Genomic DNA, 14,673 nt, shown 5'->3' with positions numbered 1-14,673 from the left:
ACGAAGGTTGAAGCTTAAAGGTATACAGGTTTAGCATAAAATATCAAGCAAACTTGCCGTTTTTATCGCCAAAACAAAATTGATTGCATAAAGAATCTTGAAAGCAATTGTAAGAAGGGTTTGAATAGGCACATTTATAATTTATGGAAAATAAAAAACGAATGAGTGCTGAATCAAAAGGGTGGAAAAGTTCCTTTATGGCCTTCTTGGATCGCCGAGCAATTATTATGTTGTTTTTAGGCTTTTCATCAGGAATTCCCATATTTCTAATTTTTTCAACTTTATCATTTTGGTTGACTGAGGCTGGAATTAACAGAAGTACTATCACGATGTTCTCTTGGGCAGCTTTGGCTTATTCGTTCAAGTTTATTTGGGCACCCTTGATAGATAAATTACCACTTCCTTATTTAACAAGAAAAATGGGGTTAAGACGTAGTTGGCTATTAGTTGCACAAATTTTGGTTATCTGTGCAATTTGCTTAATGGCATTTACAAATCCCTTGCCGAATACTTCTGATTTTGGCTCATTTTCAAATCTGACCATTATGGCAGCAGCTGCTATTTTCCTTGGCTTCTCTTCAGCTACGCAAGATATTATTGTTGATGCTTATCGTATTGAATTAACTGAAGATCCTAATGTGCAAACTGTTTTAGCTTCAACGTATAATGCTGGATATCGTACTGCTACAATCATTACACAATTAGGTGCGTTATTATTTGCAGCTTCACTGGGTACGGCTGTTGGTAATTATATATATGAAGCTTGGCGAACTACATATTTATTAATGGCAGGCCTCATGGGTATAGGAATAATTACAACATTATTTATTCATGAGCCTGAAGTTAAACGTATTCAACATCACTATCAAGCTAAAGACTATTTTCAGTTATTCTCGGTTTTTGTTATTTCAACCATCGTTTTTGGGATTAGCTTTTACCAAATTGGTTTAATTTTTGATTCGTTTTCTATCGAAGATGCTTTTTTAAACTTTCTACTTTTAGTCATTAAATTTTTAATTAGTATATCAATTGCGGTTATTGTAATTTTTGGGTTAATTAAGTTTGGTCTAATTAATAAGAAAATTGTTGTAGAAACATGGTTGTCACCTTTACTAGATTTTTTTAAGCGATATGGATTAAAAGTTGCTTTAGCAATTTTATTGCTAATAGGTTTTTATCGTATTTCAGATGTCGTTGCTGGTGTAATGGCTAATTTATTCTATTTAGACTTAAATTTTGATAAAGAGGAAATTGCTTGGTTTAATAAGTTTTTTGCAATCTTCTTTGTCATATTGGGTGGTTTTCTCGGAGGAATGTTAGCGCAACGCTATAATGTAATGAAAATGATGTTGTTAGGAGCAATTTTAGCAAGCACTACCAACTTGATTTTTGTTGGATTAGTTAAATCTGGCGCTACTATGCAAAATGTTCAAGTTCATATAGGGGATCACACTTATACTACAAGCCCTGATGAAGTGGGAAATTGGTCACTAAAATTCCCGAGTAATACATTGACGTCAGCTCAGAATGAAGTCTCAATTAATTCTCAGCCTGTAGGCTATGCTGAACCTTTAAAGATAAACCTTCCATTAAAATTATTTAACTCAGAATCACAACCAGATATTTATGTTCAAGCAATTGGTGGAGATAATCTTTTATATAAAGATGAACTGAAAAAAGATGTAATTCTTCATGGTAGTTTATTGAATCTACCTAAAAATGGTGAGCTAAAATCAGTTAGTATTTTATTGAATTCACAAAATAAAATAGAAGGTAAGATTAAAGGTAGTGACTGGAATGTTATTATTCCTGGAAATGATCTTGCTAAACTTAATTCAATACAAGTAGAAGCAAATTATGAAGCCAATAAGCAAATACATACTTTAACTTTAAACCATTCTTATCAAAAGCAACTAGAAGAAAATCAACCTCGTTATCGTATGAGTTTATCCGATATTCCAGCGATTCCGATTGATAAAAATGTTGATATCGAATTGAAAGGAAAAGTAGTTGTTCCTTATAGCAAAGTTTGGTTAGTAATGGGTATCATATTTGATAACTTAGCCTCTGGATTAGCTGGGGCAGTTTTTATTGCATTTCTTTCTAGTTTAACTAGTGTGTCATTTACTGCCATGCAATATGCTATTTTTAGCTCGCTAATGCTGTTGTTACCAAAAACGATTGGTGGTTACTCAGGTACAATAGTGAATCATATCGGTTATTCAGGCTTTTTTACGGCTACATTTTTGATGGGATTACCAATTTTATTACTCGTGATTTGGGTAGGTAAGTTGTTGGCTAATCAATCATCAAAATGAAAGTTTCCTAGGAGATAAATATATGCGAATGCTTCATACAATGTTGCGAGTAGGCAATTTAGAACAATCTTTAAAGTTCTATACCGAAGTATTAGGGATGAAGTTACTTCGTAAGCGTGATTATGAAGAAGGGCGCTTTACACTGGCATTTGTTGGTTATGGTGATGAAGAAACCAATACCGTGCTTGAGCTTACACATAACTGGGATACATCAAGTTATGATTTAGGTAACGCTTATGGTCACATTGCCATTGGTGTTGACGATGCCTATAAAGCGTGTGAAGAAATTAAAGCACGTGGTGGCAAAGTTGTGCGTGAAGCGGGACCAATGAAAGGTGGTGTAACCGTTATCGCATTTGTTGAAGATCCAGATGGTTATAAAATCGAATTGATTCAACAAGATGCTAATGCGACAAATAACTAAAAATTGACTGTGATGCTTTAAGAATTAGTTCTTAAAAGCCTAGCTTTATTTTTTTAGCCCAGTATGATGAACGCTTGACCAAATGGTCAATTTATCAACTGGGTTTTTTATTTATCTAGAATAATCATAGGATATGGCTATGCTGAAGTTATTGGCTCTTGATCGATTTACAGTTTTGTTAGTTGGAATGGTACTACTAGCAACATTTTTTCCAGTCAGTGGTCAAGCAGCTCAATATTTCAATACACTGACCACAGTCGCAATTGCAATTTTATTCTTTTTACATGGTGCGAAACTATCACGTGAGGCTGTGATTGAAGGTATTTTGCATTGGAAAATGCATTTATTGGTCTTCGCATTTACTTTCTTTATTTTCCCTGTAATTGGTCTGTTGGCTAAGCCGATTTTGTTGCCTCTATTAGGCCAACAGCTGTACTGGGGTTTTTTATTTATGTGCTTTTTACCTTCTACAGTTCAATCCTCTATTGCATTTACATCAGTGGCAAAAGGGAACGTGGCGGGAGCCGTGTGTAGTGCATCTTTTTCAAACTTGATTGGTATGTTTATTACACCAGTATTGGTGAGCTTCTTTATTTTAGGCCAAAGCCAACATGGATTTGACCCGACGACTTCAATTATACAAATTACATTATTACTGTTAGTGCCATTTATTTTAGGTCAATTATTACGTCCTTATATTTTCCCTTATATGGCAAAAGTTCCGAGTATTGTTAAAGCATTCGATCAAGGCTCAATTTTGATGGTGGTCTATGGCGCATTTAGTGGAGCCGTAGTTGCAGGTCTTTGGCATCAAGTAAGTTGGAAAACTTTACTCATTCTAACAATTGCGTGTTCAGTACTTTTAACAATTATTATGCTATTAGCACTTTACCTACCACGTGCTTTAGGTTTTAACCGAGCAGATCAAGTCACGGTTTTCTTTTGTAGCTCTAAAAAGACCTTGGCAAGTGGTGTTCCGATGGCACAAATCTTATTTATTGGTCAGCCTTTAGGCATGATTGTGTTGCCTATTATGATCTTTCACCAAATCCAATTAATGGTGTGTGGGGTGATTGCAAATTACTGGGCTAAATCGAAAGATTAATTCGCAAAAGAAAATTATTTGACGTATAATGTTGCCCACTTGTTGTGCTTAGCTCTAACCCTAGAGGTTTCGGTGGGCCAAAAGAATGGTCTGTTGTGGTGTTGATCTGCTCATTTTGAGCCTGTCCTCAACTTAAGTTGAGAGTGATCAATTGCGATGACAGCTTAAGCCTTTCTTCCAATTAGGAGTAATCGACGATGCGCGCCGATATTCACCCAAAATATGAAAAATTAGTTGCAACTTGTTCTTGCGGTAACGTAATCGAAACTCGTTCTGCTTTAGGTAAAGAAACTATCTACCTTGACGTATGTTCAGCTTGCCACCCATTCTACACTGGTAAGCAAAAGAATGTAGACACTGGTGGTCGTATCGACAAATTCAAACAACGTTTTGCTGGTATGTCTCGCTCTATCAAGCGTTAATACTGCAACACGAAACAAAAAACGGGCTTTATGCCCGTTTTTTGTTTTTCACTACAAGACCATTATTGGTCTTGTACGTCTGTTAATCGATCAAGTTTTTTCTGGAAATAGCGCCCTTGCAAGAAACGCGTTTCCACATTCCAAGCGTTTGCAAATAGGTTCATATCATCTAGATCACTCAGTAAAATTCCTACAGGTTTTACGGTCAAATAGTTCAAAACCTTTTCTTGTAATCGTGCTAGTCCCTCATCTGATTTTAATAGCTCTGTTTCCTTCGACTGTAGTTTTAAATATTGAACATCGAGTTGCTGCAATATTGATTCACTATAAGTAGAAGAGTTGAAATCCCGAATCGAAATTTCTGCGCCGTGTTGACGCAAACGAGCTATGTGTTGTTGGACAGTTGCAAGATGAGGCTGAACAGCTTGTTCTGAAAATTGTAAAACCAATGGGCTTTCAAGCTTACTACCAATAATGGTAAGTAGTTTTGAAATCAATTCAGGAAGTGATTTATCTTTAAGCAAGATATCAATATTCAGGTTAATAATCAGTTTAGCTTTAGGGTACTGAGTAATAAAGTTATGTAGTTGCTTACAAGCCTCAACCAAAATCCAGCGATCTAATTGAATAGAAAGTTCACTGTCTTCTCTTAATTCAGCTAAGTCATTTATGTCATACCATTGATCATCGCTAATAAAACCGCTAGTCACCTCATAGTTATGAGTTTCTTGATCGTGTTTATCGTAGATTTGCTGATATTTTAAATGAATTTCACTTCGAGCTAGCCGCTGCTTTAATTGCTGTAATAAAGAGGACGGCAAAGGAGCATCAACTTGTTCAAGGCTTAAATCAAGTGATATAGGAGATTTGACAGGCTCAGGAGCAATAATATCGATAGTTGGTGCTAACTCAATTTCTGACTTCGCTTTAGGTAGCTCTTGCTGACTTGTTTGATTGAGTAGCTTTGCAAAGCTATCTTCATTTAAAGATTCAGTTATTGGTGCATAACTTAGCTTAAATTGGATCGAGTAGTTAAGCTCATTAATCTTCAATAAATGCTCTTTTTGCAAACTTTGCAGACTAGCCAATTGGGCGTTAAGAACAGTGCTGTTTTCAGCTTGTAAAATTCCAACATATGCACCAAGTTCAATATTAAAAATCGGCATTTGCGCATGTTCTTTTAAGAAACTTATTAGCTGATTGAAATATTGTGCAGGTGTTTGCCAATCTTGTTGGAATACTCGTTCTGGGCATTGATTTAATCGAAATAAAATTAATGCGTTGGCTTGAGCAGGGTAGGACGATAGTTGTCGATTAATTTGTTGCCACGGTGTATTTACACCATAACTTTTTTCGGAAAAAAGTGTATTTGCAGGCGTTTTCAAATCCAGTTGATAGTCAATCGTTAACTGCACGGCATCTTCTTCCTGACTAGGAATAAACTCCAGTTTTAAAGCATTGTTACCTGCAATTGCTGTATGCTGACTCAGAATTTCAAAACGTGCCTGATCAAATTGGCCTAATGAAATTTTCTTAAATCTTTGTTTAAAAACATTTAAATCATTGGGTTGTAAAACATCTAATATCGGTAGACCAATAATCTCTTCTTCTTGTTTAAAACCAAAAAGGTTGAGATATTCTGTGTTTGCCTTAACATGCATCCCTTCTTGAAAAAGGGCAACTGCTTTATGGCTATTGTTGACCAATGTTTGTGTATGGGAGTGAATTGTTTCTAACTCATTTGTCAGGCGTTGTTCAGTCTGTAGTAACTGGCTATACGACAAGGTCCGAATAAGAGTGATGTAAAAATAATCTAATGGTTCTAATGGAACTACATCATAAATACCTTTTTGAATATAAGTTTGATATTGCTGAGATTGATAATCTTCAGGTTGTAATAATAAAACAGGTAAATTTGGCTGCTCAGATGCTTGAATGAGGGAGAGAGTTTGTTCAATTTTTAGGTCATAAGCACGACCAAAAATAATAGCATCCCACGGCGTATTTAACTGTTTTTCAAAACTTTTTAAATCATCAAGTAATAACGCCTGAACTTGATAATCATTCCCCAATAATAAATTTAAAATCTGGTTATAACGTAGCTGGTTGTCATCAATAATGAGTAAACGTGTTTCAGTACGTTTTAACTTTTTAGATAATAAAGAGTTTCTCACTTTAGTGCTTCCCATAAATCTTGAGTGCTAGAGTTATTACCCTTTTTCATCATGAACTGATCAAGCAGACCTTGTTGCTGCTCATTCAAAAGTTCGAAATGAAATTGAATAAAACTTTGCGTAATGAGTTGTGCTTTGAGTAGATACACTTTGATTTCTTCTGTCCCCAATCGTAAATGAATTGTTTGTTGCTCTCTAAAAATTTGAGAGCCCGGTAAAATAAGCGTATTTTGTATTTCTTCTAGATTTTGTGTTTGTAGTAATAGTGCGGGATGATAATTGCGAGTATGACGTTCCGCTTGAATATGCACTGAACAAGGGAACATGGCTTGCGACAAAATCTCTAAACCTAACTCTAGAGATTTTTCTGTCGATTGCTTAATCCAGCGAATTACACCGCCGCGCCATTGTCCATGCAAAGTTTCTTTAACTAAAATGTATTCGCCGGTTCTTAAGTTTTTCGGTGCTTCGCCAGACCATTTAATACGATACCCATTGACACTAATATCGAGAACGGTGGTTTGATAAATGGTTTTACTTTCACGACTCAAGCGTTGATAAGAGCTTGTTTGTTGTTCTTTTTTCTCTAAGTTGGATAAAACTTTAGCTTCGCTTTGTAAATTATAGTTATGGTTAAGCTGTAGCGTTTCTTCGAAGTTTTTTGCTTTCGATAGATAGAAATGGGCAGTGCTTAAACCAAAACAAATTTGGAGCTCTGCATTGTACTCATAACGTTCATGACGACGTTGAGCAGTGGTTCCTAAAATCGTTTGAACATGAAACTTTAAAGCTGGGCTTAAATAAAACTTCTCATTCTTAGAAATATATTGAGCATTTTTATGCATCGTTGCAGTGACATGCTCAAGTAAAGCTTGTGTGCCTATGAAGATGCTAGGGTTAAAGTTTGAGCTACGCTTTGTATTATAAACAGGTGGATGGTCTTTATTTGGGTCGACCACATATTTCGTTAACGCGGTATCTTTCGGCAAAATATGAATCATTCTTGCCCAGTCAAAACTACATTGAAATAATGCCTGAATTTCTGACTGACGAATCTGGTTCGTATTTAAAATATCGAGCAAAATCAACTGAGCATAAGCTTGTGTAATATTTGCTAAAGGGTGCTGTATGCCCTGAATATGGTTAATATTGATGAGATTATATTTATGTTGAACTGCGGTTTCATACAGCTGATGCGCTATTAACCATTGCCCTTTAAGAGGCTCACTATAGAGCATATGCTGCTGATATAAGAGACTTGTTAATTGTTGTAGGGCATGAAAAGTCGCTAAAGTACGCGCCGTTTGCAAATTCTTTTTTTGCTTATAGGCAAAGAGTGAAAACTTTTGATGCTGTAGTTGCTCATGACTATTTTGCGCAATATTTAAATAAATACTGGCGAAATAGCAGCGGAGCAACATCGCTAATTCAATAATATGTTCGTTACGATCTGTACTAATAACACCCTGATTAAAAAAGTTTTTCTCAAGGCTGGCGAGTACATTATTAATGGTTGGGTGAAGCGTTTGTATAAGATCGAAACGTAAAGTCTCACTACACTTTAATTCATTGAGCTCTAAAATAGCTGTGAATAATGCTTTTGACGTATCGCCGAGTTGCATAATAGAAAGGGTAGTGACCCATTCATTAAGATCTTTAATATTGGCTTCACAAAAGCTTAACCGTTCACGAGTGAGTTCGGTTTGATTGTGAAAAATGTCCGATAGTGCATTATTCATCATCACTTATTATATAACTCAAAATGTTGTAGCCCCAAAAAGCGGTGTTTTATTCTTTTCGCCCGCAATTTCCCTGACGAGTTTAGGAACCAAATACCCCGGTAGGTTCGCTAACACATCGCGATAGATCTCATCTATCTCAGATGATTCTAAATCAAAATGTTGTGCACCTTTTACTTTATCTAAAACATGTAAGTAATAAGGCATAACGCGAGCTTCAAATAAACGATAACTTAAATCAACTAAGGTCTGTGCAGAATCATTGACGCCTTTAAGCAATACTGCCTGATTAAGTACAGTAATGTGGTGGTCAGATAACTGCAACAATTTTGAACAAGTAAAGTCATCGAGTTCAGAAGCATGATTTGAGTGTACCACCAGAACTATACGCAGCCTACTGTTTTTTAATAAAGAAATCAGCTCTTGGTCGATACGGTTAGGAATAACAATTGGGACTCGTGAATGAATTCTCAGAATCTGAATTTGTTTGAGAGATGATAGGCGTTCTAACCAAAGTGCTAATTTACGGTTAGAAAGCGTAAGCGGGTCACCACCACTCAAAATAACCTCGTTAATGTTTGGGTTTGCTTCGATATAATTTTTAATATTTAGCCAATCTTCATTTTTTGGCAAATTTTCTTGATAGGGGAAATGACGACGGAAGCAATAACGGCAATGAACGGCACAAGCACCCGTCAAGGTTAATAAAAAACGTGACTTATATTTATGTAATACACCCGGTAACTGATTGGCTGCTTCTTCGCCCAATGGGTCAGTAACAAACTCAGGATGTTCTTCGAGTTCTAAATGATGAGGTAATACTTGTAGCAAAAGCGGGTCAAGCGGGTTTTTAGCGTTCATTTTTCCGACGAACGCACGAGGAACACGCAATTTAAACTTTTCAGAAGCCAGAATCGCACCCGATAATAGCTGTTCTGAGGATAACTCGAGTAGGCTTAGCAATTCCGAAGGATCAGTAATAAGGTCACTCAGTTGTGATTGCCAGTTTTGCTCTTGGTATAAATAGTTTATCATTTGACACGATTAAGATAATGCAACAACGCATTATATCGCATAGTTGACTTGTTAAGTTTGGAGTGTGCCTTTCATGGCCTATTATTCTACAAATGATTTCAAAGCAGGCCTTAAGGTTATGCTTGATGGTAACCCATGTTCAATCATGGAAAACGAATATGTAAAACCAGGTAAAGGTCAAGCGTTCAACCGTGTAAAATTACGTAACCTTAAAACCGGTAAAGTATTAGAAAAAACTTTCAAATCAGGTGACTCTTTAGAAGCAGCTGACATCGTTGAAGTTGAAATGGAATACCTATACAACGATGGTGAAATGTGGAACTTCATGGATCCTGTATCTTTTGAGCAAATCGCGGCAGACAAAATCGCAATGGGCGATGCTGCTAAATGGTTAAAAGATGATTCAAATGAAAAATGTACAATTATGTTGTTCAACGGCGTACCTTTAACAGTAAGCCCACCGAACTTCGTTGTATTGAAAATTGTTGAAACTGATCCGGGCGTACGTGGTGATACATCTGGCGGTGGCGGTAAACCAGCTAAGCTTGAAACAGGTGCGGTTGTTCGTGTTCCGTTATTTGTTCAGCAAGAAGAAAGCGTTCGTGTAGATACTCGTACAGGCGATTATTTAGAGCGTGCATAATAGTTAAAAAATAAACTATTATCGAAGGGATGATGTAAATCATCCCTTTTTTTATGCGAAAGTATAAGAGGAAAAAAATTAAAGGAGGAGTACAGTCACAAGGATTTGGTAGAGAACAGTACATAACAATATAAAAATGCTGTAGTTATTTATTGAGAGGTTAAGAATGGACACAATGCAAGCGAAATCTACGCTTCCCTCCAAGCTGGTCTGGAGCCTAGTGGCAATAATAGGTGCAATTTCTTTTGGGATGCTGGCACTCAGTCGTGGTGAACATGTCAATGCGGTTTGGCTTGTACTTGCTGCAGCATGTGTATATAGCATCGCATATCGATTTTATAGTCTATTTATTGCAACTAAAGTATTTGAATTAAACCCAAGACGTTTAACACCAGCACACCGCTTGGCCGATGGTCTGGATTATGTTCCCACCAATAAATATGTGCTTTTCGGTCACCACTTTGCTGCAATTGCAGGAGCGGGGCCATTAGTCGGACCGATTTTGGCCGCGCAAATGGGCTTTTTACCAGGAACGATCTGGTTATTGGTCGGTGTGGTTTTGGCGGGTGCGGTACAAGACTTTTTAGTTTTATTTATTTCAACACGTCGAGACGGTCGCTCACTTGGTGAAATGGCAAAACAAGAACTCGGTTCTTTTGCCGGTATTGTGGTCATGCTTGGTGCGCTTGGGGTAATGATTATTATCCTTGCGGTACTGGCATTAGTTGTGGTGAAAGCACTTGCCCATAGTCCATGGGGTGTTTTCAGTATTGCAGCAACCATTCCAATTGCATTGTTCATGGGCGTTTACATGCGTTTTATTCGCCCGGGACGTATTGCCGAAGTTTCTATTATTGGCTTCGTTTTAATGATGCTTGCCATTGTTTATGGCGGACAGGTTGCAGCAGATCCTTACTGGGGTGAATTTTTCACTTTAACAGGAACACAGCTCACATGGTGCTTAATCATTTATGGATTTATCGCATCAGTTTTACCAGTCTGGTTGTTGTTAGCACCACGTGATTATCTATCAACATTCCTTAAAATTGGTGTCATTCTTGGCTTGGCCGTTGGTATTGTGATTGCATTACCTGAATTGAAAATGCCAGCAGTGACTCATTTTATTGACGGTACTGGTCCAGTATTCTCTGGTAGTTTATTTCCATTCCTATTTATTACTATTGCCTGTGGTGCCATTTCTGGTTTCCATGCGCTTGTATCAAGTGGTACAACACCAAAACTTGTTGATAACGAAGCTGACATTCGTGTGATTGGTTATGGCGGCATGCTCATGGAATCTTTCGTCGGTATTATGGCGATGATTTGTGCAACTGTCTTAGACCCGGGTGTGTACTTTGCAATTAATGCACCAGCGGCTGTACTGGGTACAACTGTAGAATCTGCGGCAGAAGCTGTGCGTAATTTAGGCTTTGTGGTTACGCCTGAAATGCTAACCGTGTTGGCTCAAGAAGTAGGTGAAAGCTCGATTCTTTCACGTACAGGTGGTGCGCCTACCTTTGCGATTGGTATGGCACATATCATTTCGGAAATTTTTAACAGCCGCCAAATGATGGCATTCTGGTACCACTTTGCGATTTTATTCGAAGCATTATTCATTTTAACTGCTGTCGATGCGGGTACTCGTGCTTGTCGTTTCATGGTGCAAGACACTGTGGGTATCGTTATTCCTGCGGTTAAATCTTCAAGCTCATTCTTTGGTAATTTGCTAGGTACTGCTGTGGCGGTAGGTGGATGGGGCTTCTTCGTCTATCAAGGTGTGATTGATCCGTTAGGTGGTGTCAATTCACTCTGGCCTTTATTTGGTGTGGGTAACCAGATGTTGGCTTCAATGGCACTCATTTTGGGTACAGTTATTCTGTTTAAAATGAAAAAAGAAAAATATGTATGGGTAACGATTTTCCCGACAATTTTCTTGTTCATTACCTGTATGACTGCGGGCTGGCAAAAGATTTTCCACGAAAATCCAAAGATTGGTTTCTTAGCACAAGCGAATAGATTTTCAGATGCGATTGCGCGTGGTGAAATTCTTAAACCAGCAAAAACATTTGAAGAAATGCAGACGATTGTGATGTCAAACCAAATCAATGCTGCACTTTGTGGCTTCTTCATGATTGTTGCGATTGTGATGGTAATTGCTGCGATTGGTATTGTGCGCCGTGCGTTAGCAAGCCCGACATCAACTGCGCATGAAGCACCGGCTGTATATGCTGATCCGAAAGTGGTCACCCCACGAGGAGAGTAATGATGAATTTTAAATTTGCAAAAAATGGAACTGTCATTATTGCGAAAATCATCAAAATGACAGTGCTCTCGCAAAAAGAGCTATTACTTTCTCCAAAGAACTGGTCGCGTATTGCAACTTTGTGGCAGCGTTTGCAGCAAAGCTTTCGACTGATGGTTGGGGTTCCAGACTATCAAACTTATCTGGAGCACATGAAAGCTCATCATCCTGATTTAACACCAATGGATGCGACGACTTTCTACCGTCATTGTGTTGATTCGAGATATCCATCGGCAGGTGGTAATTTAAAGAAATGCCCTTGTTAAGTTGAGATTAATAGTCAGCTAAAGAAACGGTATGTGGTTAAACCATGTACCGTTTTTCTTTTTGGAAAAGGAAAAAGAGTTTGCTTAAAGTCTGCTCATTTGTATTTTTTTCGATGGCAAATCACTTGTTTTGCTTTTGAAAAATGAATATTATGCTTTCCATTCTAGGTGTATAGCTCAGTTGGTTAGAGCGCTACGTTGACATCGTAGAGGTCTCCAGTTCGAGTCTGGATATACCTACCAAGATTTAAAGTCATATAAACTCGAATAGCTTTACATGACTTAAAAGGCCCTAAACTATAATGATTTAGGGCTTTTTTTTATTGGTTTTATAAATTCATATTTTATATTAATAGCCAAATTTAGGAATATAAATAACTGTAAATATATAATTTAAAAATTAATTTTTTAAATATTTAGTGATTATTTAATTAAAATTGCACCCATAAAGGGTGGAGGATAATAAGTGCGTTATTTTAGTGCAATGTTGATAAATATATAATGACTAAAAATAAATTAATGTGACATATAATTGAAACAATTTTCAAAAATAATATATATGTTTAAATATTATTTTATATTTAAATAAATTGAACTTATTAGCTTTTTTAAGAAAAATGAGGAAAATTTATGAATTATAATGACTTGCAAATAACAGCAAAAAAAGTTGCGCAAAATGAATGCCTTCTTAATTGGTCTAGTAATAGTAATGAATATAGTTATAAACAATACAATATTCTTGTTAATAATCTTAGACATTGGCTAGGGCCTACAGCTTATCGTCTTGATTTGGGCTGTAATATATTAAAAGCAAAAAATGAGCAAGATAATAATTTAGATGATAATATTCTAAAAATTATTGAAGCTTTCGAATTAAATATTGCAGAGGAAAAGGGATTGGATGATGGCCAATCCCATGCTTATCTTTTTACTAAATCTATAAATTCTTATAGTCAAGTTGTATATAAAAAAGAACTAAAATATGGTAAAGGTTTGCAGAAAACAATGATCTTAAAAGATGAGTCTGAAAAACTTTTTAATAGTGATCTTTATATTATGTTAGGTGCTGCTCTTGCTCAGGAAATTCATGCTTTACCTCAATTAGAACTACTTGTTAAAGGTGCAGAGCAAAATAAAAGTTTATTTTCAGACGAAAAATGGGTAGATGTTTCATATTTTTATGATATTCATTTAGATGGAACTGAAGCTCGGCATGCCGAAGATTTGAATAGAACAATATGGTCAATAATTGATACTGATTCCAAAAAAGAAAAATTCATGATTGGCTTTAATAAGTTTCTTGAACTTCTCGATGAATTTTGGAGTAGTTTATACTTAGAGGTTAAGAATGCAAAATATTAGTTATGTGTTTATTAGTATATTAGGTGGATTAATTGTCCCTCTACAACTGGCAATAGTAAATGCCTTTAGAAATACGAGTGGAGCCACCCAAATACAATCTACCTTTTATCTTTATATAGGTGGAGCTATTGCTTCTCTTATCATTGCATTATTAATAGATGGCGGTATTAAACCCCCATCTTATCAAAATGCCAGTTGGTGGATGTGGATGTCTGGTTTTTTAGGTTCGCTTTACATACTTTGTATGTTTATCGCAGCACCAAAAATAGGAGCAACGAGTACTCTTCTTTGGGTTTTTTTAGGACAAATGCTTTTTGCAACAATTATTGATAGCACTGGTTTACTTGGAGTGCAAATACGAAAGTTAGATGGTTTAAAGCTATTAGGGTTAGGTTTCATTTTAATTGGTGGACTTATTATGCTTTATAATGAATATCGAAAAATATCAAACTAAAAGCCGCTTTCGCGGTTTTTTATTAGTTTATATAAACCCATATAGCCATCTCATGGCTTTAGCTTTAATAATAAAGAGTAGGAGCTAATATCCACAGACACATTCGTCTAAAGCTTCACCTTTATAAACCCCACTTAAACAATAACTATCTCATTATTTATCCTTACTTTTTAATGATCTAATTTAAAACAAATGTCATTTTGTGTGCTTGACTGCTAAAGAGCAGGGCACTATTCTTTGCCTGCTGGCCACATTGCCAGCCGGCTTTGACAGGCTGAATATTATCTCCCGCATCAGAGTTATTTCTTCTGAGGAATAGTCTTGTGTGGTAGCTACTCGTCCCTTTCCCGTAGCGGTAGGGTGATCTGACCCCATAAAGTTGGACAGTTAATTAAGCAGTTTTTATAAACTGATTTCTATATTGTACAG

General features: G+C 36.5%; 12 protein-coding genes and 1 tRNA gene. 10 read left to right on the top strand and 3 right to left on the bottom strand.

The window, feature by feature from the left end; genetic code table 11:
- The first annotated feature begins 143 nt into the window (after positions 1–143).
- The 4 genes from HJG58_RS14350 to rpmE all read left to right on the top strand — a co-directional run bounded on the left by HJG58_RS14350 (position 144) and on the right by rpmE (position 4,269).
- The gene (locus HJG58_RS14350; protein ID WP_170249439.1) at positions 144–2,318 is read left to right on the top strand and encodes an AmpG family muropeptide MFS transporter; all 2,175 of its coding nucleotides are present in this window, start codon (positions 144–146) and stop codon (positions 2,316–2,318) included.
- A gap of 22 nt (positions 2,319–2,340) precedes the next feature.
- A complete protein-coding gene (gene gloA / locus HJG58_RS14345; RefSeq protein ID WP_068613402.1) occupies positions 2,341–2,742 on the top strand; it encodes a lactoylglutathione lyase in 402 nt (133 codons plus the stop codon).
- 133 nt (positions 2,743–2,875) lie between these two features.
- Positions 2,876–3,847, top strand: a complete 972-nt coding sequence (locus HJG58_RS14340; protein WP_080973456.1) for a bile acid:sodium symporter family protein — start codon at positions 2,876–2,878, stop codon at positions 3,845–3,847.
- Positions 3,848–4,044: 197 nt separating this feature from the next.
- Positions 4,045–4,269 (top strand): 50S ribosomal protein L31, encoded by a 225-nt coding sequence (gene rpmE, locus HJG58_RS14335; protein ID WP_001200845.1) that lies wholly within the window; start codon positions 4,045–4,047, stop codon positions 4,267–4,269.
- A 62-nt stretch (positions 4,270–4,331) separates the two neighbouring features.
- On the opposite strand, the gene HJG58_RS14330 is transcribed toward rpmE, so the two are convergent.
- From HJG58_RS14330 to epmB, 3 genes are read right to left on the bottom strand one after another with little or no spacing between them, the layout of a single operon-like run.
- The gene (locus tag HJG58_RS14330; RefSeq protein WP_170249437.1) at positions 4,332–6,443 is read right to left on the bottom strand and encodes an EAL domain-containing protein; all 2,112 of its coding nucleotides are present in this window, start codon (positions 6,441–6,443) and stop codon (positions 4,332–4,334) included.
- Positions 6,440–8,185, bottom strand: coding sequence for a GTPase (locus tag HJG58_RS14325; protein WP_086265394.1), 1,746 nt, complete (start codon positions 8,183–8,185; stop codon positions 6,440–6,442). Before HJG58_RS14325 ends, HJG58_RS14330 begins: the two co-directional genes overlap by 4 nt.
- Before the next feature lie 15 nt (positions 8,186–8,200).
- Complete coding sequence (gene epmB, locus HJG58_RS14320; RefSeq protein ID WP_086265393.1) at positions 8,201–9,217, bottom strand: EF-P beta-lysylation protein EpmB; 1,017 nt, start codon at positions 9,215–9,217, stop codon at positions 8,201–8,203.
- 73 nt (positions 9,218–9,290) lie between these two features.
- Here epmB and efp point away from each other — a divergent pair, with 73 nt between their 5' ends.
- The 6 genes from efp (at position 9,291) to HJG58_RS14290 (ending at position 14,244) form a co-directional block, all read left to right on the top strand.
- On the top strand, positions 9,291–9,860 hold the full coding sequence (efp, locus tag HJG58_RS14315; protein WP_002118666.1) for an elongation factor P: 570 nt from the start codon (positions 9,291–9,293) through the stop codon (positions 9,858–9,860).
- Positions 9,861–10,026: 166 nt separating this feature from the next.
- The gene (locus tag HJG58_RS14310; protein WP_216076580.1) at positions 10,027–12,123 is read left to right on the top strand and encodes a carbon starvation CstA family protein; all 2,097 of its coding nucleotides are present in this window, start codon (positions 10,027–10,029) and stop codon (positions 12,121–12,123) included.
- Positions 12,123–12,428 carry a YbdD/YjiX family protein gene (locus HJG58_RS14305; protein ID WP_000980869.1) on the top strand — a complete coding sequence of 102 codons (306 nt, stop codon included), beginning with the start codon at positions 12,123–12,125 and terminating at the stop codon, positions 12,426–12,428. Before HJG58_RS14310 ends, HJG58_RS14305 begins: the two co-directional genes overlap by 1 nt.
- A gap of 166 nt (positions 12,429–12,594) precedes the next feature.
- Positions 12,595–12,671, top strand: a tRNA-Val gene (locus tag HJG58_RS14300).
- Between the two features lie 387 nt (positions 12,672–13,058).
- On the top strand, positions 13,059–13,790 hold the full coding sequence (locus HJG58_RS14295) for a DUF3865 domain-containing protein (protein ID WP_170249435.1): 732 nt from the start codon (positions 13,059–13,061) through the stop codon (positions 13,788–13,790).
- Positions 13,777–14,244 carry a DMT family transporter gene (locus HJG58_RS14290; RefSeq protein ID WP_062849977.1) on the top strand — a complete coding sequence of 156 codons (468 nt, stop codon included), beginning with the start codon at positions 13,777–13,779 and terminating at the stop codon, positions 14,242–14,244. Before HJG58_RS14295 ends, HJG58_RS14290 begins: the two co-directional genes overlap by 14 nt.
- Positions 14,245–14,673 lie beyond the last annotated feature (429 nt).

Source organism: Acinetobacter geminorum (genome assembly GCF_013009345.1).
Classification (GTDB): domain Bacteria; phylum Pseudomonadota; class Gammaproteobacteria; order Pseudomonadales; family Moraxellaceae; genus Acinetobacter; species Acinetobacter geminorum.
The sequence above is the reverse complement of the archived record's forward strand: the minus strand, read 5'-3'. Positions and strand labels throughout refer to the sequence as shown.

Coding starts and splice junctions, on each gene's coding strand:
- efp (WP_002118666.1), top strand. CDS start 9,291: ATGGCCTATTATTCTACAAATGATTTCAAAGCAGGCCTTAAGGTTATG.
- HJG58_RS14350 (WP_170249439.1), top strand. CDS start 144: ATGGAAAATAAAAAACGAATGAGTGCTGAATCAAAAGGGTGGAAAAGT.
- gloA (WP_068613402.1), top strand. CDS start 2,341: ATGCGAATGCTTCATACAATGTTGCGAGTAGGCAATTTAGAACAATCT.
- HJG58_RS14290 (WP_062849977.1), top strand. CDS start 13,777: ATGCAAAATATTAGTTATGTGTTTATTAGTATATTAGGTGGATTAATT.
- HJG58_RS14305 (WP_000980869.1), top strand. CDS start 12,123: ATGATGAATTTTAAATTTGCAAAAAATGGAACTGTCATTATTGCGAAA.
- rpmE (WP_001200845.1), top strand. CDS start 4,045: ATGCGCGCCGATATTCACCCAAAATATGAAAAATTAGTTGCAACTTGT.
- HJG58_RS14310 (WP_216076580.1), top strand. CDS start 10,027: ATGGACACAATGCAAGCGAAATCTACGCTTCCCTCCAAGCTGGTCTGG.
- HJG58_RS14295 (WP_170249435.1), top strand. CDS start 13,059: ATGAATTATAATGACTTGCAAATAACAGCAAAAAAAGTTGCGCAAAAT.
- HJG58_RS14325 (WP_086265394.1), bottom strand. CDS start 8,185: ATGATGAATAATGCACTATCGGACATTTTTCACAATCAAACCGAACTC.
- epmB (WP_086265393.1), bottom strand. CDS start 9,217: ATGATAAACTATTTATACCAAGAGCAAAACTGGCAATCACAACTGAGT.
- HJG58_RS14340 (WP_080973456.1), top strand. CDS start 2,876: ATGGCTATGCTGAAGTTATTGGCTCTTGATCGATTTACAGTTTTGTTA.